At 65.7% G+C, this 21,041-nt stretch carries 19 protein-coding genes and 1 pseudogene; 12 read left to right on the top strand and 8 right to left on the bottom strand.

Translation table 11 applies throughout. The annotated features are described in order from the left end of the window. From AC1DDH_RS05860 to AC1DDH_RS05895, 8 genes and pseudogenes are all read left to right on the top strand, one after another. Positions 1–168 (top strand): annotated as a pseudogene (locus AC1DDH_RS05860) (3-oxoadipyl-CoA thiolase); the annotation flags it as partial. A 205-nt stretch (positions 169–373) separates the two neighbouring features. After that, positions 374–1,435, top strand: a complete 1,062-nt coding sequence (locus AC1DDH_RS05865; protein WP_476955022.1) for a hypothetical protein — start codon at positions 374–376, stop codon at positions 1,433–1,435. Between the two features lie 123 nt (positions 1,436–1,558). After that, the gene (locus tag AC1DDH_RS05870; protein ID WP_476955023.1) at positions 1,559–3,523 is read left to right on the top strand and encodes an aconitate hydratase; all 1,965 of its coding nucleotides are present in this window, start codon (positions 1,559–1,561) and stop codon (positions 3,521–3,523) included. A gap of 37 nt (positions 3,524–3,560) precedes the next feature. Beyond that, positions 3,561–4,646, top strand: coding sequence for a DUF3616 domain-containing protein (locus AC1DDH_RS05875; protein ID WP_476955024.1), 1,086 nt, complete (start codon positions 3,561–3,563; stop codon positions 4,644–4,646). Between the two features lie 265 nt (positions 4,647–4,911). After that, entirely contained in the window at positions 4,912–5,220 is a 309-nt protein-coding gene (locus tag AC1DDH_RS05880) for a hypothetical protein (RefSeq protein ID WP_230008448.1), read from the top strand. A gap of 74 nt (positions 5,221–5,294) precedes the next feature. Then, positions 5,295–5,810 carry a hypothetical protein gene (locus AC1DDH_RS05885; protein ID WP_476955025.1) on the top strand — a complete coding sequence of 172 codons (516 nt, stop codon included), beginning with the start codon at positions 5,295–5,297 and terminating at the stop codon, positions 5,808–5,810. 128 nt (positions 5,811–5,938) lie between these two features. Then, entirely contained in the window at positions 5,939–7,210 is a 1,272-nt protein-coding gene (locus AC1DDH_RS05890) for an MFS transporter (protein WP_476955160.1), read from the top strand. A gap of 96 nt (positions 7,211–7,306) precedes the next feature. After that, entirely contained in the window at positions 7,307–7,624 is a 318-nt protein-coding gene (locus AC1DDH_RS05895; RefSeq protein ID WP_223917034.1) for a hypothetical protein, read from the top strand. Positions 7,625–7,675: 51 nt separating this feature from the next. On the opposite strand, the gene AC1DDH_RS05900 is transcribed toward AC1DDH_RS05895, so the two are convergent. Continuing rightward, a complete protein-coding gene (locus AC1DDH_RS05900) occupies positions 7,676–9,379 on the bottom strand; it encodes an alkaline phosphatase D family protein (protein WP_476955026.1) in 1,704 nt (567 codons plus the stop codon). Positions 9,380–9,450: 71 nt separating this feature from the next. Further along, positions 9,451–10,230 carry a potassium channel family protein gene (locus AC1DDH_RS05905; RefSeq protein ID WP_476955027.1) on the bottom strand — a complete coding sequence of 260 codons (780 nt, stop codon included), beginning with the start codon at positions 10,228–10,230 and terminating at the stop codon, positions 9,451–9,453. Positions 10,231–10,427: 197 nt separating this feature from the next. Between AC1DDH_RS05905 and AC1DDH_RS05910 the strand changes: the two genes are divergently transcribed. The 3 genes from AC1DDH_RS05910 to AC1DDH_RS05920 all read left to right on the top strand — a co-directional run bounded on the left by AC1DDH_RS05910 (position 10,428) and on the right by AC1DDH_RS05920 (position 14,541). Beyond that, complete coding sequence (locus AC1DDH_RS05910) at positions 10,428–11,279, top strand: MIP/aquaporin family protein (RefSeq protein ID WP_476872646.1); 852 nt, start codon at positions 10,428–10,430, stop codon at positions 11,277–11,279. Positions 11,280–11,314: 35 nt separating this feature from the next. Next, on the top strand, positions 11,315–13,216 hold the full coding sequence (locus tag AC1DDH_RS05915) for a primary-amine oxidase (RefSeq protein WP_476955028.1): 1,902 nt from the start codon (positions 11,315–11,317) through the stop codon (positions 13,214–13,216). Between the two features lie 113 nt (positions 13,217–13,329). Then, a complete protein-coding gene (locus AC1DDH_RS05920; protein ID WP_476872644.1) occupies positions 13,330–14,541 on the top strand; it encodes an alanine racemase in 1,212 nt (403 codons plus the stop codon). Between the two features lie 3 nt (positions 14,542–14,544). Here AC1DDH_RS05920 and AC1DDH_RS05925 read toward each other — a convergent pair whose 3' ends face one another. From AC1DDH_RS05925 to pxpA, 6 genes are all read right to left on the bottom strand, one after another. After that, positions 14,545–14,829, bottom strand: a complete 285-nt coding sequence (locus AC1DDH_RS05925) for a hypothetical protein (protein WP_476872643.1) — start codon at positions 14,827–14,829, stop codon at positions 14,545–14,547. A gap of 233 nt (positions 14,830–15,062) precedes the next feature. Next, complete coding sequence (locus AC1DDH_RS05930) at positions 15,063–16,049, bottom strand: 5-oxoprolinase subunit C family protein (protein WP_476872642.1); 987 nt, start codon at positions 16,047–16,049, stop codon at positions 15,063–15,065. After that, positions 16,039–16,944, bottom strand: coding sequence for a 5-oxoprolinase subunit B family protein (locus AC1DDH_RS05935; protein ID WP_476955029.1), 906 nt, complete (start codon positions 16,942–16,944; stop codon positions 16,039–16,041). Before AC1DDH_RS05935 ends, AC1DDH_RS05930 begins: the two co-directional genes overlap by 11 nt. Continuing rightward, positions 16,941–18,293, bottom strand: coding sequence for an acetyl-CoA carboxylase biotin carboxylase subunit (locus AC1DDH_RS05940; RefSeq protein WP_476955030.1), 1,353 nt, complete (start codon positions 18,291–18,293; stop codon positions 16,941–16,943). The genes AC1DDH_RS05935 and AC1DDH_RS05940 overlap by 4 nt, the downstream gene beginning before the upstream one ends. Positions 18,294–18,295: 2 nt before the next feature. Continuing rightward, positions 18,296–18,535, bottom strand: coding sequence for an acetyl-CoA carboxylase (locus tag AC1DDH_RS05945; RefSeq protein ID WP_028276237.1), 240 nt, complete (start codon positions 18,533–18,535; stop codon positions 18,296–18,298). A gap of 36 nt (positions 18,536–18,571) precedes the next feature. Further along, a complete protein-coding gene (gene pxpA / locus AC1DDH_RS05950; RefSeq protein ID WP_308288969.1) occupies positions 18,572–19,279 on the bottom strand; it encodes a 5-oxoprolinase subunit PxpA in 708 nt (235 codons plus the stop codon). 204 nt (positions 19,280–19,483) lie between these two features. Between pxpA and AC1DDH_RS05955 the strand changes: the two genes are divergently transcribed. Then, positions 19,484–20,929, top strand: coding sequence for a PucR family transcriptional regulator (locus tag AC1DDH_RS05955; RefSeq protein WP_476849515.1), 1,446 nt, complete (start codon positions 19,484–19,486; stop codon positions 20,927–20,929). Positions 20,930–21,041: the final 112 nt, after the last annotated feature.

The following is a 21,041-nucleotide window of genomic DNA, read 5'->3' on the forward strand; positions in this document are numbered from 1 at the left end:
GCGATCGCCATGGGCCACCCGCTCGGCGCCTCCGGCGGGCGGATCCTGGGCACCCTGGCCCGTTCCCTGCAGGCCTCCGGGCAGCGCTGGGGCGTCGCCGCGATCTGCATCGGCGTCGGCCAGGGCCTCGCCGTCGTGCTCGAAAACGTCACCACCGGGCAGGCATAACCCGCAGGCTTAACCCGCAGGCATAACCTGTCGGCACAACCAGCGACGGACTGAGGGAATGCAGCACTGGCGGTCGGACACCGGGAGGTCCAAGCTTTAACCATTCGACGCGGGCCAAGTGTGGGCGTCCCGGCCTCCCTGGACTGCACGGCGAGGGTGATGGCACGGCGAGGGTGACGGCACGGCGGGTGCGAGGAGAGTGACGATGGTTGACACGGCAGCGCAGACTCTTCGGGCCGGTGCGCGGAACGACCTTGTGACGCAACTGCTGGGCATCTGGCTCCTCCTGGCTGTGTTCCTCGACGGCTGGGCCCACCTGCACGTTCCCGGGCTTGAAACCTTCTTCACCCCCTGGCACGCGGCACTCTATTCGGGCCTCGTGGCCACCGCCGCGTGGACGGCAAGTGTGATCTGGAGGAACCGCCAGCCCGGGCGGCCATTGACGCGGTCGGTGCCGGCCGGCTACACGGGCACGGTCATCGGACTGGTCCTGTTCGCCGTCGCGGGCGTCCTGGATCTGGCCTGGCACGAGATCCTGGGCATCGAAGTCTCCCTCGATGCGCTGGTGAGCCCCACCCACCTGCTGCTGGGGTTCAGCCTCTTCCTCATCCTCGGCACCGGTATCCGCAGTGCACGGGCCGCCGGCGGCGCAGAAGCCTTCTCATGGACGCCGGCTGCATTGTTGTCCCTCGCGCTGATGACCGGATTGGGAGCCTTCTTCCTCATTTACTGCTCGGCGTTCGTCCGGACCCCGCCGGCCGTCCCCTATCTACAGACGCCGATCGGGAGCCCCGGGCACACCCAGGCGGAGCTGCCCCCGGCCCTCGGACTGGCCAGCTATTTGGTGACCACAGCGCTGATTATCGCCCCCTTCCTCTACACCCTCTCCGGAGCCCGAAGGCCGCCTTTCGGTATTGCCACCATCCTGGTCGCCGTGGTGGCGTGGCTGCCGCTGGCCATGTCGGGGCTGCGCCCGGCCGCGGTCGCCGGTGCTGCCGGAGCCACGATCATCGCGGTAGCGGCGGATCTGCTGCTTGCCCGACGGCCGGGCCCGTGGCTGAGGCGCAGGTTGCCGGCGGTCACCGCCGTGCTGGCGGCACTCATCTGGACCGGCCAACTGGCTGGGATCGCCCTGGCTGCATCGATTCAATGGCCAGTGTCGATGTGGCTGGGAGCCGTTGTGCTGAGTGCGGGATTGGCCGCGGCACTGGCCTTCCTCAGCTCGTTGAACACCAGGAGCGCACCGTTTCCGGCAGGGCCACGATGAGCGTCAAATCCGCACTGTTCCCGGCGCCCGGAGTGGGCTAATTTGGGGATAAAGGGGAGTGCCCGGTGTCCGGTTCGTTGACGGCGGAGGCATCCGGCCTCGCCATCGAGTAAGGAACACACCGTGGCCTACAACGTGGCCCAAAAGCTCATCGCATCCCATCTGGTGGCCGGGGAGATGATTCCCGGCCGTGAGATTGGCCTGCATATCGATCAGACCCTCACCCAGGACGCGACCGGGACGCTGGTCATGCTCGAGCTGGAGGCCATCGGGCTGGACCGGGCACAAACTGAAGTATCCGTGCAGTACGTGGACCACAACTTGTTGCAGGCCGACAGCAGGAACGCTGAGGACCATGATTTTCTCCGCTCGGCCTGCCGCCGGTTTGGTCTGTGGTTCTCGAAGGCCGGAAACGGGGTGTCCCATCCGACCCACATGCAGCGGTTTGGCCGTCCGGGCACGACCATGGTCGGTTCCGACAGTCACACCCCGGCCGCTGGGTCGCTGGGGATGCTGGCAATCGGGGTCGGCGGCACCGAGGTGGCCCTGGCCATTGCGGGCGAGCCGCTCTACCTGAAGATGCCGGAGATCTGGGGCGTGCGGCTTACCGGCAAACTGCCACCGTGGACCAGTGCCAAGGACGTCATCCTCGAAATGCTTCGCCGGCACGGCGTGAAGGGCGGCAAGGACCGGATCATCGAGTACTACGGTCCCGGCCTCGCCACACTGAGCGCGATGGACCGGCACGTGATTGCCAATATGGGCGCCGAACTCGGTGCGACGAGCACGGTCTTCCCGGCCGACGACCGGGTCCGGGCCTTCCTGCGCTCCGAACAGCGCGAGGACGATTTCACCGAACTCCTCGCCGATTCCGGTGCCACCTACGACGTGACCGACGAGATCGACCTGGCCACGATCGAGCCGCTCATCGCCCTGCCCAGCTCGCCCGGGAACGTCGTTCCGGTGCGGGAGGTCACTGGGAGGCCGGTGGCGCAGGTCGTGATTGGGTCCTCAGCGAACCCGGGCCTGCGCGACTTCGCAATTGTCGCCGCCATCACGAAGGGACGGCAGTGCCACCCTGGACTGTCTTTCGACGTCAACCCGAGTTCCCGGCAGATCCTGCAGGACCTCACCAGGATGGGGGCCACGTTTGATCTGATCAGCGCCGGAGCCCGACTGCATCAGACCGGATGCATGGGCTGCATCGGGATGGGACAGGCCCCCGCGAACGGAAGCAACAGCCTGCGCACCATGCCCCGCAACTTTCCCGGCCGTTCGGGCACGAAGGAAGACTCGGTCTACCTGTGCTCACCGGAGACGGCTGCGGCTGCTGCGCTCACCGGAATTATCACCGACCCGCGGGACCTGACGGAGCTTTTCGACCTTGAGTATCCCGAGATCGAACTTCCCGCGGTGTCGAGCGTGAACGTGGCAATGCTGGAGGAGCCGTTGGCGCCGGAGGAAGCCGGCAAAGTAGCGCTGGTCAAGGGCGAAAACATCTCCTCGCTTCCGGTCTTCGGCCCACTCGCCGACCGCATCGAGGCACCAGTGGCCTTGGTGGTGGGCAACGATGTCTCGACGGACGAGATTCTGCCAGCCGGTGCGCGCGTTCTGCCCTACCGCAGCAACATCCCCAAACTCGCCGAATTCACCTTCGACCAGCTCGACCCCACCTACGCCGCCCGCGCCGCCCAAACCCGCGACTCCACCGGGCACATCCTGGTCGGCGGCACGAACTACGGCCAGGGATCCTCACGGGAACACGCAGCTATCACCCCGCGCTTCCTCGGGCTGCGCGCAGTGGTGGCCGTCTCGTTCGCGCGGATCCACTGGCAGAACCTGGCCAATTTCGGCGTCCTCGCAGTCGAGTTCACAAATGCGGCCGATCATGACCGCATCGAACAGGACGATGTGCTCGCGCTGACAGGGATACACGACGCCCTGCTCACAGGCAAGGAGATCCTCGTGGAGAACCGGACCCGAGACGAGGTCTACCCTGTGCAGCACAGTCTCTCCAGCCGTCAGGTGGACATGCTCCTGGCAGGTGGCCTCATCCCTTGGCTGCGCGAACGGAGAGCGCGGGAATGAGCTGCCGATCACCGCTGACGAGGATGGGTGTGCCGCGGTGAGCGGATGGCCGCGGCCGGACGAGCCCTCCGGCGAAATCAGCCTCGTACTCGACCAGCGCAGCACCCTGGATCCGAAGGCTGACCTGCGCGACGGGTTGTCCGCGGTCGCCCGGCAGGGTTCCCACCTTTGGGTCGCCAATGACGAGACGACCAGCCTCGAACGGCTCACCCTGGAGGCCGGCGGCCAGGCCCGCACCCACCGCAGCTTCGACCTCACCCACCTCCTTGAGCTGCCCGGGGACAGGGGTGAGATGGACATCGAGGGCCTCGATGTCGAGGATGACACGCTTTGGCTGCTTGGATCGCACAGCTCGGCCCGCAAACAGGTCAAGAACAACGCCACATCCGCAGAAGCGCAGGATTCCCTGGCGACAGTGGAGGTCAGCCAGCGCCGTCGGGTGTTGGCCCGGCTTTCGACTAAGGCCCTCCTCGATCCGGACGGCGGCCGGACGGGGCAACAGCAGCGCCCCGCCGTGCTGGGCCTCGGCCGGGGCACGGGCCTGGTGGATCTGCTGGCTGATGACCCACATCTTGGAAGCTTCATCCAGTCCTCGACGACCGGTCGCCCGATCCCGGGCAAGGACAACGGCATTGACTGCGAGGGCCTCGCCGTAGCGGGCGACCGGGTGTTCATCGGTCTGCGCGGGCCGGTGCTGCGTGGGTGGGCGATGATCATAGAGCTCCAGGTTGGTGGCGGGCCCGGCTTGGAGCCGCAGCCGATCGGTCCCGGGAATCGTCGCTACCGCAAGCACTTCCTTCGCCTGCATGGTTTGGGCGTGCGGGATCTGTGCCGTCACGGACGGGACCTGCTCGTCCTGGCAGGACCCACCATGGAACTCGACGGGCGCGCGGCCGTGTTTCGCTGGCGGGGCGCGCTGACGTCGCAGGCCGAGGCCGTCCTGCCGAAAGACGACTTGCATTGCGAATTTGACGCGCCGTTCGGTGAGGACGAGGACCATGCCGAGGGGATCACCGTTCTCGACGATGACCGGTCGGCCTTGGTGTTGTATGGGACGCCGTCAGGCAAGCGCAAGACCGGACGCCACGCGATCAAAGCCGACGTCTTCCGCCTCAGCACATAGGAACGGGCGCCGCGACGGTCCCGGGGAGATGTTCCTATTGCTGCCGGCCCACTTTTCCCAGCCAGGCCTGCAGGAGAGGAACGACGACGTCGCTGTGCATCGCGCCCAGGTGATCGAGTGCGGGGAGTACTTGGGAATAGCCGTAGTTCACTTCGGAACGCCCTGGCGCCATGGCGGCCCGATGTCCCTGCTCTGGCGCACACCGGCGCAGGGGGCGAGAATGGGGTCGTGCTCACCCTGATCGAACCCCACGGGAAGGACTTTCATGACGCTGTATCAGCCTGAACCGGTCGAAATCTCAACGAGGATGCGGCCGGGGGAGTGGACCGAGGAAAGCCTGGAGATGCTCGTCGCGTCATATCGCGAGCAGCTGTCGCGCATGGGGGCGGCCGCCTCCGAGATCGACGTCGTGATCGACCGCGACGACGGAGGCGGAGTCAGCGTGGTGGCGTCCTGGCTCAAGCCTGACGTGGCGCAAGAACTGACAGAGGTGAAGGACGACGCCGGGCTCGTGGCGATGGATCCCGACGCCGGGTCAGTGCGGCCGGCGCACGACGATTCCGCGCCCCGATAGAACTTCTGGGCCCGCCATGCCCTCCGGTAGGGTGATGTTTCCCGAAGCAACCCTTCGATCAGAGTGGAGCATTCATGGCACCGCAGATTTCCGGAAAAATCGATAAGAAATTGTTCGGGCTCTACCTCTCGGACCACCTCGCGGGAGCCACAGCGGGGCAGGGCCGCATAGAGCGCATGGCGCGCGACTTCACGGACACCCCCTTCCACGCCGAACTTGCAGCACTTGCCACCCAAATCAGGCAGGAGCGGGAGTACCTGCGCGGACTAGTGGCGGATTTTGGCCTGCCACGGCGAACTCCGCGGCGGGTGGCGGCGTGGGTTGCGGAGCGTGCCGGCCGACTCAAGCTCAACGGGCGGGTGGTGAGCCGCTCGCCGATGACGCTGGTGCTGGAGTCCGAGGTCATGCGGTCGGCGGTGATGGGAAAACTAGGGCTGTGGCAGACGCTGCAGGATCTCTCCGGCGATCTGGGACTGGACGGTTCCAGGTTCGACGGACTGGCCACCAAGGCACGCGACCAGATCGCCACCCTGGACCGGGTCCATGAGTACGCCCGCCGGCGGTCGTTCCACACGAACCAGGGCAGCTGAGCAGACCGGGCATCGTCGGCTCGACCGTTCGCGTCCTGCCCTGCGCCTGGTGTGCACTGGCGCGTGCCGGCAGCGGAGACGAGAATGGGCTCGTGCTCCCTCCTCGCCCTGGCGGGGACGGCGACGCGATGAACGCCGCCGCCCGAAAGATTCAGCGCATCTATTTGACGTTGACGCTGGGCAATACCCTTGCGGCCTCGTTCATCTGGGGGATCAACACCCTTTTCCTGCTCGACGCCGGTCTCAGCAACTTCGAGGCGTTTGCCGCGAATGCCTTCTTCACGGCCGGCATGGTGCTGTTCGAGGTGCCCACCGGGGTGGTTGCCGACGGGTGGGGCCGGCGCGTCTCGTTCCTGCTCGGAACCGTGACCCTCGCCGTCTCGACCTACTTCTACTACCTGCTCTGGCAGTTCTCCGCCCCGTTCTGGTGGTGGGCGGTGGTGTCGGTCCTGCTCGGCCTGGGCTTCACCTTCTTCTCCGGAGCGGTGGAGGCCTGGCTCGTCGATGCACTGCGCTTCTCTGGGTTCGAGGGCGGGATGGAAGCGGTGCTCGGTCGAGGCCAGATGGTCGCCGGAGTCGCGATGCTCGCCGGCTCTGTTGCCGGCGGCGTGATCGCGCAGGCCACCAATCTGGGCGTGCCGTTCCTGATGCGCGTGGGCGTGTTGCTGGCCATGTTCGCGGTGGCGTTTGGGCTCATGCGCGACGTCGGGTTCACCCCCGAACGCTCGACCCATCCCCTCCAGGCGACCCGTGCTGTACTCGCCGCCTCGATCGAGAACGGCTTGAAGAATCCGCCCGTACGTTACGTGATGCTGGCCGCGCCGTTCACTTTCGGCGTCGGGATCTATGTGTTTTACGCCCTGCAGCCGTACCTGCTCGAGCTCTATGGGGACCCCCACGCGTATTCTGTCGCGGGCCTGGCGGCGGCCATCGTGGCCGCGGCGCAGGTGCTCGGCGGCTGGATGGCTCCGCGCATCCGGCGCCTTGTCCGCCGGCGCACCACCGTGTTGATCCTGAGCAGCGTCGTGGACACGGTGATCCTGGTGGTGCTCGGGTTCACCCACGTATTCTGGTTGGCCCTGGTGCTGTTGGCGCTCTGGGCAGTGGTGTCCTCGGCGGGCATACCGGTGCGGCAGGCGTACCTGAACGACATGATCGCCTCGAAGCAGCGCGCCACAGTGCTCAGCTTCGATTCACTCATGGGCTCAAGCGGTGGCGTGGTGGTACAGCCGCTGCTCGGCCGGGCAGCAGATGTGTACGGCTATGCAGCGTCGCTGGCGATCGGCGGCGTGATCGAGTTGATCGCGGTGCCGTTCCTGATGGCGAGCCGCCGGCAACGCCACCAGGCCGATCAGTCCAGCGCCCCGACCAGCACCAACACCGGATCCCAGCCGGCGTAAGACGCCAGCCGGAATAACACTTCGGCCATGCTCCTTACTTGGCGGGGCCTTCGGGGCCTACAGTGGGCGTGTAGAACCGTCGACAGGAGCGCCCCAGTGATTACCCTGCAGATCGAACACCAGGTCCGGGATTTTGACATGTGGCGGAGGGCTTTCGACAGCGATCCGCTGGACCGCGCTGCGTCGGGCGTGCGGTCATTCCGGATCTCGCGCCCGCTTGACCAGCAGGATTACGTGATGCTGGAGATGGACTTCGATACGCAGGCGGCGGCGGTGGACTTCCTGGGCCGGCTGCAGAACGATACGTGGAAAACGGGTGTGACGGCGCCGGCGCTGGTTGGTGAGCCATCGACCAGAATCATCGAAACGGTCGCCATCGAGAACGTGGCAGCCGCTGACCGCGACCTTCGGTAGAACGTCTGCGCCGTCGCGGGGATCAGACGCGGGGATCACAAGAAACTCGCGTCATGCGTTTCGCTGTTGCCCCTGCTGTCCCTGGACGGGGTCGTGCGCGCTCCGCGGAGACACCGTGAGGGTGGCGACGCGTTCCAGCCTCGGATGCAGGTGGTCGCCGTCGTCCACCACCCCGGTCTGCCACCACAATTTCAGCCCTTCCGGTACCACCTCCAGATAGGCCACGTTGTTTTGGAACCAGGGCCCCCGGATGCCGGACCAGTGGAATGGCGGGTCCGGCACCTTGGCGGAGCGCGCGACCAAGGCGCCCACCGGGGTGGCCAGGCCGTAGGACATGATGGCCGCGAAGGACCTCATCAGGCGGGGCAACGGGTTGCGGATGGGGGAGCAGACGGCCTGCAGGATCCGGCTGCCCGAGGCACGCTCCACCTCCGCAACGTAGGAGTAGTGGACGTCCCCGGAGAGGAAGGTGATTGTTTCCGGTGCCGGGCCGCGTTTGCCGTCGGCGACTTCGCTGGCCATGGCCGCCAGTTCCCGGAAGCTGTTTTGGAATGCGCCCCAGTGTTCCAGGTCCAGCGCCTGGCGCAGCTTCTCGCCGGCCCAGGCGGCACGGTTACCCCACGCGCCCTCAGAGACGGCCTCATTCCACGACTCGACGTAGTGCAGGCCCATCGGCAACAGGAAAGGCAGGGACGTCGCCACGAGCAGGTGGCGGAAGCCGCCTTGCATCCGGTCGTCCAGCCACGCCATTTCCACCGCATCGACCAGCGCCCGGTCGTCCGGCGTCAGGTCCCGGGCTGCGCGGGAGTCGACCACGATCAGCCGGGTGTCGCCGAAGTCGCGGCAGTAGCTCCACCGGTAGGATTTGGGGTCCCGATCAGCCCGCTCCGCGAAGCTGTCCAGCTCGGCGCCCACATCGAGCTCATCCCCGCCTGTGTGCCCGATGATCCGCTGCCACACGGCATCCTCCGCCCGTTCCTGCGGTGACAGGTTCCCCAGATGCTGGTAGACCCAGTACGAGGCCAGTCCCGCGACGATCCGCCCATGCCACCACGAGGTTGCCTCCATCTTCTTCTTCCAGCTCAGCGAGGTATTCCAGTCGTCGCGGATGTCGTGGTCATCGAAGATCATGGCGCTGGGCAGGGTGGACAGCAGCCATCGGTTCGCCGGGTCTGACCAGGCCAGAAAGTACAGGTGGGCGTATTCCTCGTAGTCCTTGAGCTCTTCGCCGGGGGGTGCCTTGATGTCTCGCCGGCCGCGGATGAACTCCTGCATTTGTTCGCTGGTCAGGTCCGCGTACACCTGATCTCCGAGGAAGGCCAGAAGATCCGGCCACGGCAGGTCTCCGCCGGAGGCCATCTTCAGCGCATAGGCGCGCAGTGAGTCGACGCCATGGGTCCGGTTGCCGGATGCATCGTGCGGGACACTGGTCCTGCACGAGCCGTATGCCATCCGCAGCGGCTTACCGGTGGCCAGTGTGGCGATCATGGACGGCGGAAACCCGGATGAGGGGTCGGGCCAGGCCTGTGTTCCGTTGATATCGAGCGCGTACGGCGTCACCGTGCCGGGCTCCAGCCCGTCCAATTCCACCAGCGCGTAGTGGTGGCCGTGAACTGCGAATGTGCGGGCCTCCCAGCCCCGGCCGCCGGCACGGATGGAAATCCGGGCAGCGGTTTGGGTCTCCACCCAGACACTCGCCGACGTCTCATCCACGTACCGCACCATGGGGCCAAGCACCAGGGAAGGGGTGGTCATGAAACAGTTGTACCCGCTCCGGCCGGTTGCGGCCATGGCGCCAGGAAAGTCCAAGCGCAACGGAGGCAGCGTCAATGCCCCTGAGGCGGTTCCTTGGGTGCCCCTCCGAGGGCCGGGGTACTGCCGGAATCGCCCGGTCCCTGGGCCAGCTGGTCATGGAGCCTGCTGATCTGGGCCACGAGGCGGGCACGTTCCTCGCTGCCGATGCCTTCGTCCGATCGCCTCCGCAGATTGGTTGCTGCCGTCACACTTTCAACGAGCCAGGAGGACACCACCGCCGTGACCATGCTCAGGACTGCAAACCCGCCGACCATCAGCGTGGCCGCAGCCCACCGGCCCGGAACGGTTACGGGGTAGTAGTCGCCATAGCCGATCGTTGTGATGGTGACAATTGCCCACCACAACGAGTCGCCCATCGAGGTGATATTCGCGTTCGGTGCGCTCTTTTCGAAATTGAAGACGCTCAGGGCGACCGTGTAGAGCAGGAGGACCGCGGAGACAATGACGTAGGCCAGGACGCGGGTCCTGATGGCGGTGCCCGGGGCCCGTTCCATGACCCGGCGCAAGGTGAACGGACGCAGGAGCCGCAACGGCCGCGCAACGGGGAGCACCACCATAAGCAGGTCCAAGGGGTGGCGGACGAACCACCGGCCCCGTTGGGGCGCCAGGAGCAACTTCACAATGTAGTCGGCGCCGAAGGCGACCCACGTTGACCCCACGACGATTCCGAGAAGGTCGGCGTAGGGCTGCGGCGGTTCTGCAATGACGAGGATGGAGTAGGCCGCCAGAAAAACAAAAGCCGCACCGACGAGGGGCCACTCGGAATACTTTTGCCAGGTTTCTTGCCTCATGGCTGAATGCTAGGACTTTGTCCCTCGGATGTCCTTCGAAATTGCCACACTGACCCTAAGCGAGCCACCCGCTGGCAGCGAGCCACCCGCGGAGCGCTGACAACTGTCGCCGTCAGCGGTACATTGGCCTTCTGAGGTGGCAGACCGAGGCTGGGCACGGCAGACCACATGGCCAGAACCTGCGGAGGCGGACAGCCATGGCGGCAAATCAGGACAAAAACGGCGCTCGCCGGGACCACGCGCATCACGACGTCATACCCAACATACTTGAAATAGTGGAGCAAAGCGTCCTGCAGCGGATTGAGGACTTTAATGATCCGCGCCAGGAATGGCGGCGGCTGTTCTCGGAGTTATACGGCACGTTCCTGCTCGTGGTCGTCGCGGCCGGCGGCGGCATGATGGGCCAGGCGTTCCCCGGTGTCATCAGCCGCACGGCGGCAGTGGTGGCTCCGGGCCTGATGGTGATGGGCATCATCTTGTTCATGGGCAAGATCTCGGGCGCGCATCTGAACCCTGCGGTCAGCATTGCGTTCGCGCTCCGCGGTGACTTCCCGTGGCGCCGGGTGCCGGGCTACATCGTCGTTCAGCTCATTGGCGCGACGCTCGCCTGCCTGCTGCTGCAGGGCGTGATCGGCGTCTCCGCCACCTACGGTTCAAACTATCCGGCGGCTGGTTATACGGCCGGCGCCGCGTTCCTGATGGAGGCGCTGCTGACGATGGTGCTGGTCAGCGTCATCCTGGGAACCGCCTCCGGGGCCCAGAACGTCGGGCTGTTTGGGGCGTTCGGTGTCGGCGCGTACATTGCCTTGGCAGGCCTGTGGGGCAGCCCCATCTCCGGCACGTCGATGAATCCGGCACGAACGTTCGGACCGGATCTCGCCAGCGGAAACTTCAGCGACTACTGGGTATATGTCGCCGGGCCGCTGGTCGGCGCGGCGGCCGCCGTCGGTATCGCATTCATCCTGCGCGGAGCGGGCGGCGGGAGGTCGGGCTCGGGAGCCGCGCAGGGTGCCCTCTTCACCGAGGCCGCCGAGGAAGAGAAGCCGTAGCGGGCCGTGAACGTGACCCGCAGAAGGAGAGCGCCATGAGAAGGGCCGCACCGTCTCATCCGCTGGATCCGCTGGGCGAGGACGAGTTCCGTGCAGCTGCGTCCTTGCTCGCCAGCGCACAGGGCGTCACGTTTCCGGCGTGGCGGCTGGCAGCCATCGAGCTGATCGAACCGGAAAAGTCCGCTGTCGCCGCCTTCGAAGCCGATGCCGGCGCGCCGGCTCCGGAACGGATCGTCGGGGTGAACTGCTTCGAACGGTCCTCCAACAAGACCTACCAGGCGCGGCTATCGCTGACCCACGGGGTTGTCCTCTCCTTCACCCATATCCCTGGCGTTCAGGCGAACATGACCGTCGACGAGTGGGAAGAAGCTGACGCAGCGCTGCGCAGCCACCCGCAGGTGATCGCCGCGCTTGCCAAGCGCGGCATCACTGATCTGTCCCTGGTCTTCATGGACGTGTGGACCTATGGCCTGTCAATGATCCCGGAGAAGCACCAGGGGCGCCGGATCGGCTGGTCCGACACGTGGGTCCGTGCCGGTGCGGGCGCAAACCCGTATGCGGGGCCGGTCAACGGGTTCCACTGCGTCATTGACCTGGCTTCCATGGAGCTGCTGGACATCGAGGACACTTTTGCGGTGGACCGTCCCGAGATCATGGGCGAATATGTCCCGGCGCTGATCCCGGACCGGCTCCGCGACGCAAGCACCCGCGAACCGCTCAAGCCGCTGGACATTGTCCAGCCCGAAGGCGTTTCCTTTCAGATGGACGGCAACAGGATCAGCTGGCAGAACTGGTCCCTGCGCGTCGGGTTCAACTACCGCGAAGGTCTGACGCTGCACCGGGTCAGCTATCGCGACGGCGGCCGCGAACGGCCGATCGCGAACCGCCTGTCCTTCGCCGAAATGGCCGTTCCCTACCGGGATCCCAGCGATGACCACTACCGGCGCACCGCGTTCGACGTCGGCGAATGGGGTCTGGGATTCATGACGACGTCGCTGGAACTGGGCTGCGACTGCCTCGGGGAAATCCGGTATTTGGATGCGGTCATGCACAATTCTGCGGGGGAGCCCTACACCATCAGGAACGCCATCTGCATCCACGAAGAGGACGGGGCGGTGTTGTGGAAGCACATCGACCACGACGGCGGCATGGAAGTGCGCCGGATACGTCGACTGGTGATTTCTTTCCATGTCACCGTGGCCAACTATGAATACCTGGTGTACTGGCGCTTCTATCAGGACGGGAACATTGAGTGCGAGGTGAGGGCCACCGGCATCATGGTGGTCAGCCATTTCGGCGAGCGCCAGCAGCATCCGAGCGGAACGCTGGTGGACAACCGGACCTATGCACCCTTCCACCAGCACTTCCTCGTGGCCCGGCTCGACCTGGACATCGACGGCACCGCAAATACCGTTTACCGTTCGGAAACCGCGATGGTCCCGATGGGTCCGGACAATCCGTACGGGCTCGCCCTGCATCAGAACAAGACCCCCATCACGACCGAGGGGCACGACGACTACTCCTGGGAGACCCAGCGGGCCTGGACGGTGACGAACGACAACTCGGTCAACGGGCTCGGGACCCCGGTGTCGTACAAGCTGGTGCCCGGCGCAGCTTTCCCGTCGTTCTTTGACCCGGCATCTCCGGTTTTCCAGCGTGCGGAGGTCATCGGGCACACGGTATGGGTGACGCCCAACGATGCCGCGGAACGCTGGCCCGCCGGCGAATTCGTGAACCAGGGCACAGGCGGGCTGGGAATGCCCGAATGGGTGCGGCAGGGGCGGTCCGTTGAAAACACCGACGTCGTCCTTTGGTACGTTTTCGGCATTCACCACATCCCACGGCCGGAGGAGTGGCCGGTCATGCCGGTGGACACAGTCGCGTTCTGGCTCAAGCCGGCCGGCTTCTTCGACCGGAACCCGGCGCTGGACGTCTAGGCGGCCCGGGCCAGGGCGTGCCGCCAGAGGCACGTCACTCCAGTAGACACGTCAGTCCAGTAGATTTGTCGGAGTCGAGGCAGAATTTTGGGATCGAAGAACAGGGGATACGTGTGAGCAGGCTGAGCGGAAGATCGGACGGAACCGATGCGGACTTCGCGGCAACGCCCCTCACGGCGCCGGCGTATCCGCAACTGCGGCTCAACAGCGCTGCCCTCGAGAACAACATCCGGGTCATGGCGGCGTGGTGCCGGGAGCGGGGCGTGGACCTCGCGCCGCACGTCAAGACAACGATGTCGGCACCGATCATCGAGCGGCAGTTGGCGGCCGGCGCCGTCGGCGTCACAGTCGCCACCGTGGATCAAGTCGCCTCCGCACTGCGCTGGGGTCATCAGCGCGTCCTCGTCGCCAACGAGATCGTCGACAGGTCCGGGCTAACGCGTATCCGTGCCTGGCTGGAGGAAGATCCCGCCCGGGAAATCCGCTGCTTCGTCGATTCGGCAGCAGGCGTGAAGGTGGCTGCCGAGATCTTCGATGGTGCGGCGGCCGACCTGGAGGTGCTGATCGACGTCGGAACCCCCGGCGGGCGCACCGGCATCCGCAGCCTGTCCGAGGGTCTGCGCCTGGCCGGGCTGGTCCGTGCCACGCCGGGACTGAGGCTGGTGGGTGTTGCCGGGTATGAAGGCGTCGTGCCCAACAGCAGGGCCGAGGATAACGTCACAGCGGTTGACCGGCACTGCCGGCTGGTGCGGGACATCTATCTGGAAGCGGCGGAGTTCTTTGAGACAGCCACTCCCATCTACTCCATGGGTGGTTCCGCGTTCCCGGACCGCGTGGTTGAGTTCCTTCCCGATCGCGGCCAGGTGCCCGGAACACGAATTGTTCTCAGATCGGGCTGCTACGTCACCCACGACCACGGCACCTATGCCGCCGTCAGCCCCGTTCCGGGACTCATTCCGGCGCTGTCCGTTCGCGCGATGGTCCTGTCCACCCCCGAAGACGGGATGGCCGTCGTCGGAGCCGGCAAAAGGGACCTTCCCTACGACGCCGGACTGCCCAGCGTCCTCTCGGTCCGGACCGCGGACGGAGCCCTCAAGCCCGGCGCAACCGCAGCGGTGCGCAATCTCTTCGACCATCACACGGTGCTCTCCGGGGTGTCCGGAGTGGATGTCACCGACACGCTGGATTTCGGGATATCCCATCCTTGTTCCGCGTTTGACCGCTGGCCCGACTACGTCCTCACCGACGCCGACGGGCAGGACACGGACGTGTGGCAGACCGACTTCCGCCGGTCGTCCCTGGCCCCTGGCTACGCCCCGTCCTGACGCTCAATCCTTGAGCTGCCGGGTCAGCACTTCGAATTCCTCCACGCCCAGGATCTCCATGTGCTGCTCCGCACTGGTCTCGGCGCGGATCTTGGCGGCGGCCTGTTCGCTGCCGGCGAGAGCCGCCTCGTCCTCCCACAGCGTGATTGACAGTGACTTGCTGTCCTTCCCCAGCAGGTAATAGATGCCCAGGCATCCCGGCAGCTGGAGCACCCGGTTGACGGTGTCGTCTGTGGGTGCCCCGGAGCTGTCCGGGCCGGGCTGATACGTGCTGACGCGAGCGAACATGACTGTCCTCCTAGATCCAGGTTCGACGGTTGGAGCGCCTGCCGCCCCAACCGCTGAACCGGGCGGGAGCTGGATCCTTGCGATATCGCGCCCTGGCGGCGGGCGGCCTGGTCTCCTCCCACCAGTAAGGACCCGCGGGCGCAGAAGCACAAGGTTCGTGTGCCGGTCCGTTCGCCCTAGTCCGCCGGTCCGCTACTCAGCCGCCGGTCCGCTACTCAGCCGCCGGCCGCTACTCAGCCGCCGGCGCCGATGGCCCCACGGGCGTTCCTCTTGAGCTCGGCGAGTTCCTTGCGCGCCACAAGGGCCTCGTCCAGGCTGATTGCCACGAACCTGGTGGATGTGCCGGGGGCGGCGCGGGCCACCAGATCCATGTCGGCGCTGATGACCGTGCCCACCATGGCGTAACCGCCGCCGGAGACGGCATCGCGGTGCAGGATGATCGGCTGGGTGCCGCCGGGAATCTGGATGGACCCGACGGCATAGCCGGCATCCACGATGTTGGACGGATCGGAGCCGGCGCCGAATGGCTGCTCCCGCTCCTTCCACTGCACCCCGGGACCTGAGTACCTCAGCCCCATCCGGTCAGCCACCGGGGTCACCTTCCACTCGCTGTGCAGGAGATTGTCCAGTCCTTCGTCGGTGAGCCGGTGGTCGTAAAGGCCCAGGACGATCCGGACGGCCTGTTCCTTGGCGAATAGGGGACGGAATTCCTCCGGAACTGTATCGGCGTCGGGCAGGGCTCCGGCGTTGAGCGGGGCGCCCACCGGAATCCGGTCCCCGGCCTCCAGCTTGCGGCCATGGAACCCGCCGATAGCGCCCAGGCTGTAGGTGGACCGGCTGCCGAGCACCTCGGGAACATCGATGCCGCCCTGGACGGCGATGTAGTAGCGCGTGCCTCCCCGGATGACCCCGAAGCTGAGTTCGTCGCCGGCTTTCAGCTGGAGCCGGGTCCACTGGGGCCGGGCGTCGCCGTTGACCTTTACCTCAACCGGTGCCCCGGTGACGGCGACGACGGCATCCTGGTCGGTGGTCAGCACCGGGCCCAGGTACGTGCATTCGAGGACGGCTTCCTTGGCGGTGTTGCCCACCAGGGCATTTCCGAGTTCGGCCGAGTATTGGTCCAGGGAACCGCTCTGCGGGATGCCCACGTTGTAGTGGCCGGTGCGTCCCTGGTCCTGGACTGTGGTGGCCAGGCCGGGGTTCTTGATGTCAAACGCCATTGAGGGCCTCCATGAGTTCCTGGTTGTAGCCCGCGGGATTCGCCAGCGCCCTGGACAGATCAAATGTCACGGCCACCTGCCGGTAGCGGAACGTTCCGGCGGAGATCTCAGACTGGATGCTGTTGTATTCGGCCTCGGTGACGGGCTTGAACTTCACGATGTCGCCCGGCTTGAAGAACACCATGAAGTCCTTGAAATCGGCCAGGGACTGGGCAGGATCGAAGATGGGCGCGGCAGCGACCCCGAACATCTGGTAGCCGCCGGCACCGCGCACGGAGTAAATGCAGCCGAAGCAGCCGCCGTGGCCCACGGTCAGTTTGGGGGTGTCGGTGCGCGGACTCAGATACTTGGGTACTTCGAGTTGCTTTTCCTGCTCCACCAGCTGGAAGAGGAACGGGAGGCCTGCGACGAAGCCAACCATGGAGACAAGCCATGGTTGCTCATGGTGGCGCTGAATGAATTCGGCGGCGTCCTTGAGGTTGTTGACCTTGGCTGCGTAGTCAATGTCGGTGCCGCCGGGCTCCTGATGGAATCCTTCGCGGAATCGCTCGGCCACTTCCGCCGTGAACGGGTCTTCGTACCAGACCGGGACCTCGACGATCCGGGTTTCCAGCGAATGGTCGTGATGGTGCGCCAGATCCCCTTCAATGGTCCGGACGGTCTCTTCAAGGGTCGACGGCGGCAGGACATCGGGATCGAACCGCACCAGCAGCGAGGCGTTGGCGGGACAGATGTCCACGATGCCGGGCAGCTGCATGGCCGAAAGCTTCGCTGCTATGGACATCACCCGGAAGTTGGCGGCCAGGCTCATGGACTCCGCGACCTCAACGAACAGGAATTCGTCTCCGCCCCAGGTGTAACGGGCCTCCAACACGGCGGGTTCCGGGCTGCTCATTGTGCCTCCATCAGATCGGGGACGGTTTCAAGGAATTTCGAGTGGTGGGTGACGGCCGCAAATTCGGGCCGGCTCAGCAGCTTCTTGTGCACCGGGATGGTGGTTTTGACGCCTTCGATGCGGGTCTCATCCAGGGCCGTCAGCATCGCCTCAATGGCCGCTTCGCGGGTGTCCGCATGCACAATCAGCTTGGCCATCAGGGAGTCGTAGTACGGAGTGACCGTGGAACCGGTCTCCACCCCGGTGTCCACCCTGACGCCTGCGCCGGCGGGCCAGTCCATGGCCGTGATGAGGCCCGGGCTGGGGAAGAAGTGGTGGTCGGGGTCCTCGGCATTTATACGGCATTCGATGGAGTGGCCATTGAATGCGATGTCGTCCTGGCGGAGGGACATCGCCCCGGTGAACGCGATCTGCAGCTGTTCGCGGATCAGATCGACGCCCGTGATTTGCTCTGTGATCGGGTGCTCAACCTGGATACGGGTGTTCATTTCGATGAACGCCGCTTCATGGTTGACCGGGTCATAGAGGAATTCGACCGTTCCGGCGCCGCTGTAGCCGCACTCGCGGGCGAGTTCCACGGAGGAATCCCGGATCCTCTGGCGGACGTGGTCCGGGAGGTCCGGCGCCGGTGCTTCTTCAATGACCTTCTGGGAGCGCCGTTGCATAGAGCAGTCGCGGTCGCCGAGATGGATGAAGTTTGTTCCGTCGCCGAGGACCTGTACCTCCACGTGACGGGCATGCTGGACAAAGCGTTCCAGGTAAACGGTGGGATCGCCGAAGACAGCAGCCGCTTCGCCGCGTGTCTGCTCAATGGATTCCAGAAGCTTGCCTTCGCTGTGCACAAAGCGGATGCCCCGGCCGCCGCCGCCGGCGGAAGCCTTGATCACGAGCGGGTAGCCGATGCTGCGGGCGATTTCTACGGCGTCGGCCGCCGGATCGAGGGGGCCGTCCGAGCCACGGAGCACGGGGACGCCAGCCTTCCGGGCCGATTCCCTCGCCAAGGACTTATTGCCCATCATGGCGATGGCGTCCGCACGCGGCCCCACCCAGATCAGGCCCGCATCAGCGATCTTCCGGGCGAAGTCCGCATTCTCGGAGAGGAACCCGTAGCCCGGGTGGACGGCATCGCAGCCGTTGTCCACGGCCGCGGCGACGATGGCGTCCTGGTTCAGGTAGCTGGCGGTGGCAGGCGCCGGACCCACCACGACGACGTGGTCAGCGGACCGGGCAGCCAAGGATTCGACGTCGGCTTCGCTGGCCACCACGAATGTTTCGATGCCCATTTCACGGGCGGTCCGGGCGATGCGAACGGCAATCTCGCCGCGGTTGGCGATGAGCAGTTTCTTCATGGCTATCCTTCCCGGACGACGACGATTGCGTCGCCTGGGTTGACCATGTCGCCCTCGTTGACCTCAAACGACTCCAGGGTGCCGGCCACATCGGACTGGATTTCGGTGAACTGCTTCATGATTTCAATAATGCCGAGGGTCTGTCCGACCTCGATGGCGTCGCCTTCATTGGCGAAAGGCGGCTTGCCGGGGCCGGGCTTGCGATAAAAGACGCCGGGGAGCGGGGAAACGATGGTTGCCACGGGATGCTCTCTTTCAGATGGTTTGGATAGATCGGTTCAGCCCAGGACCGCACGCACTGCGGTGGCCACTGCGACAGAATTGGGTGCGTCGGAGTGGACGCAGATGCTTTGGAACCGGATGTCCAGCTCGGTGCCGTCAACGGCGAGGACGGGCTTGCCGGCCAGCGCCCTGCTGACACGCTCGGCGGCGGCGTCGGGATCGGTGGGCGCCGGGCGGCGCTGGATCAGCAGCTCACCGGCCGGGCCGTAGTTGAGGTCAACATAGAGTTCGGGCACGAAATCCACCCCCATGGACCGGCACACGCTTTCGTGGGCGGTCCCCGCGAGCCCGAAAAACGGAACGCCGAACTGCAAGGCTGTGCCGGCGGCAGCCTGCATCAGTTCCTCGTCGCCGGCCAGCATGCCGTAGAGGGAACCGTGGGGTTTGATGTGGTTCAGTTCCAGCCCGTACTTTGCGAGGAACGCCGTCAGGGCTCCGGTCTGATACAAGATGATCGATTCGACCTCGGCCGGGGTGAGAACCATTCGGCGGCGTCCGAACCCCACAATGTCCGGCAGGCCGGGGTGCGCTCCGACCGCCACGCCGTGCTCAGCAGCCAACGCCACGGTCCGTTCCATGACGTCGGGATCGCCGGCGTGATACCCACAGGCCACGTTGGCGACGTCGATGATGCGCATGAGTTCTTCGTCGTTGCCGAACTCGTGGAGGCCAAGGCCTTCGCCCATATCGGAGTTCAAGAGCACCCTCCGTTGTGCGGGGGGAGCGCTGAAAGGAGAGGCGTGGGCTGAGGTGCCTGAAGAAGTGTCGGGAGTCACATTGGGTTGCATGGGTGCAACGCTACTCAGCAATTCACGTGCCCGATATTGTGCAGGTCGCTGAATCTGCGGGCATCAATTATGGTTATTGCACTGTCCGGTGGGGGACGCCCGCCGTAGTGGGAGGGCCCCGTGCGAATTTCTGATTTAGCAGACAACGCCGATCTCAACATCCGGCTTCGGGTTGCGGGCGGCGAGGGCCGACTGGCCCGGCCCATCACCTGGTGCGCTCCCACCGAACACATGGACCCCACGCCCTTCCTCAGCGTGAACGCCCTGGTGCTGACCAACGGCATGGGCTTGAACGTCAAGGACTTCAGGACCTGGGACGCCTACGTGGAACGGCTGGTTTCCGTCCCCGTCTCAGGGCTGGCGTTCGGCTTGGGCGCGGCGCACAGCGAGCTGCCGGCCGGCCTGCTCCGTGCCTGCGAGGTGCACGGCCTGCCGCTGCTGGAGCTCGCGCCGCAGGTGCCCTTTGTGTTGGTCATGCGGCACGTGGAGCGGGTCATCGCTGCCGAGCGCTATGAGGAGTTGCGGAAGGGCTGGGAACTGGCGGACCAATGCACCCGGTTGGCGGCCGACGGGCATTCCCTGGCGGAGGTCCTGGAGAGGGTGGCGGATGCCATCGATGCGAGGGTGGCCGTGATCGACCAGAACGCCTTCGAGCTTGTTTCCGCGGGAGCGGCTCACGGCGGGACCGCGCGGACCGCGTTGCGCCTTCCCAGCGGCGAGTCCGAGCAGTTCAGGCTTGCCATTGAGGGGATCGGGAGCAACATTGTGCTGCAGCCCATTCTGGGCCCCGTGGCCGCCGTCATCGCTATGCAGCTTAGCTATACCCTCGGGTCCCATTCGCCCTTGCATTCCCGGGAAGCCGCACGCTTCATGGAGGCCCTTTATGAGGACCGCGGCGAGCCGTCCACGCCGCTGCGCCGCTACGCCCTCGAGTCCGGCTTCGATCCTGACAGCGACTGGGGTGCGGTGCTGATCGGCAGCTCAGAAGAGGTGGCCCCCGCAAAGCTGCGCGCCATCGCATGGCGCGCCCGGGTGGGTCTACAGGCCGGGTTCGGCACTGTGCGGTTCATGGAAGAGGCCGGACTCACGACTCTCTTGTTGCAGCACCGGCACTCGGCGGCCGACTTACTGGATGCTGCGCGCGGATTCTTTACGGACGCCCCGGAACTGTCCGTCATCGTCTCGGAATCCGCGGGCCTCAGCGAACTGCCGCTGGCGCTTCAGCTTGCCCGCCGTCATGTGGGACGGCCCGGGGTGCACCAGGCGCCGCTGGCAGATCTCGCCGGCATTGTGCAGGGACTGCCCAGTCCGGGTCTGGTTGCGATGTGCCAACGACTGCTGGCGCCCCTGGCCTCCGACGGCGGCAGCTCGCTGCGGGAGACCTTCGGCGCGTACCTGCGCCACAGCGGGAACTCCGCGAAGATCTGCGATGAACTCTTCATCCACCGGAATACGCTCAGCTACCGGCTGCGGAAAATCGAGGAGCTGCTGAAACTGGACCTGTCCGATGGCGAAGTCCGCGCCACGTGCATGCTCGCCCTCGGCATCGTTGCGGCCGCCCGCTAAAGGGACTGGGCAGTTTGCACTAAAAGTCGCCCCAATCTTGGGCGAACCTCCGATAGGACGCTGTGACCCGGGTCACTACTCTCAAGTCATGGGCTCCTCAACTCATGGGCGT

This window comes from Arthrobacter sp. 10T425 (genome assembly GCF_056393985.1).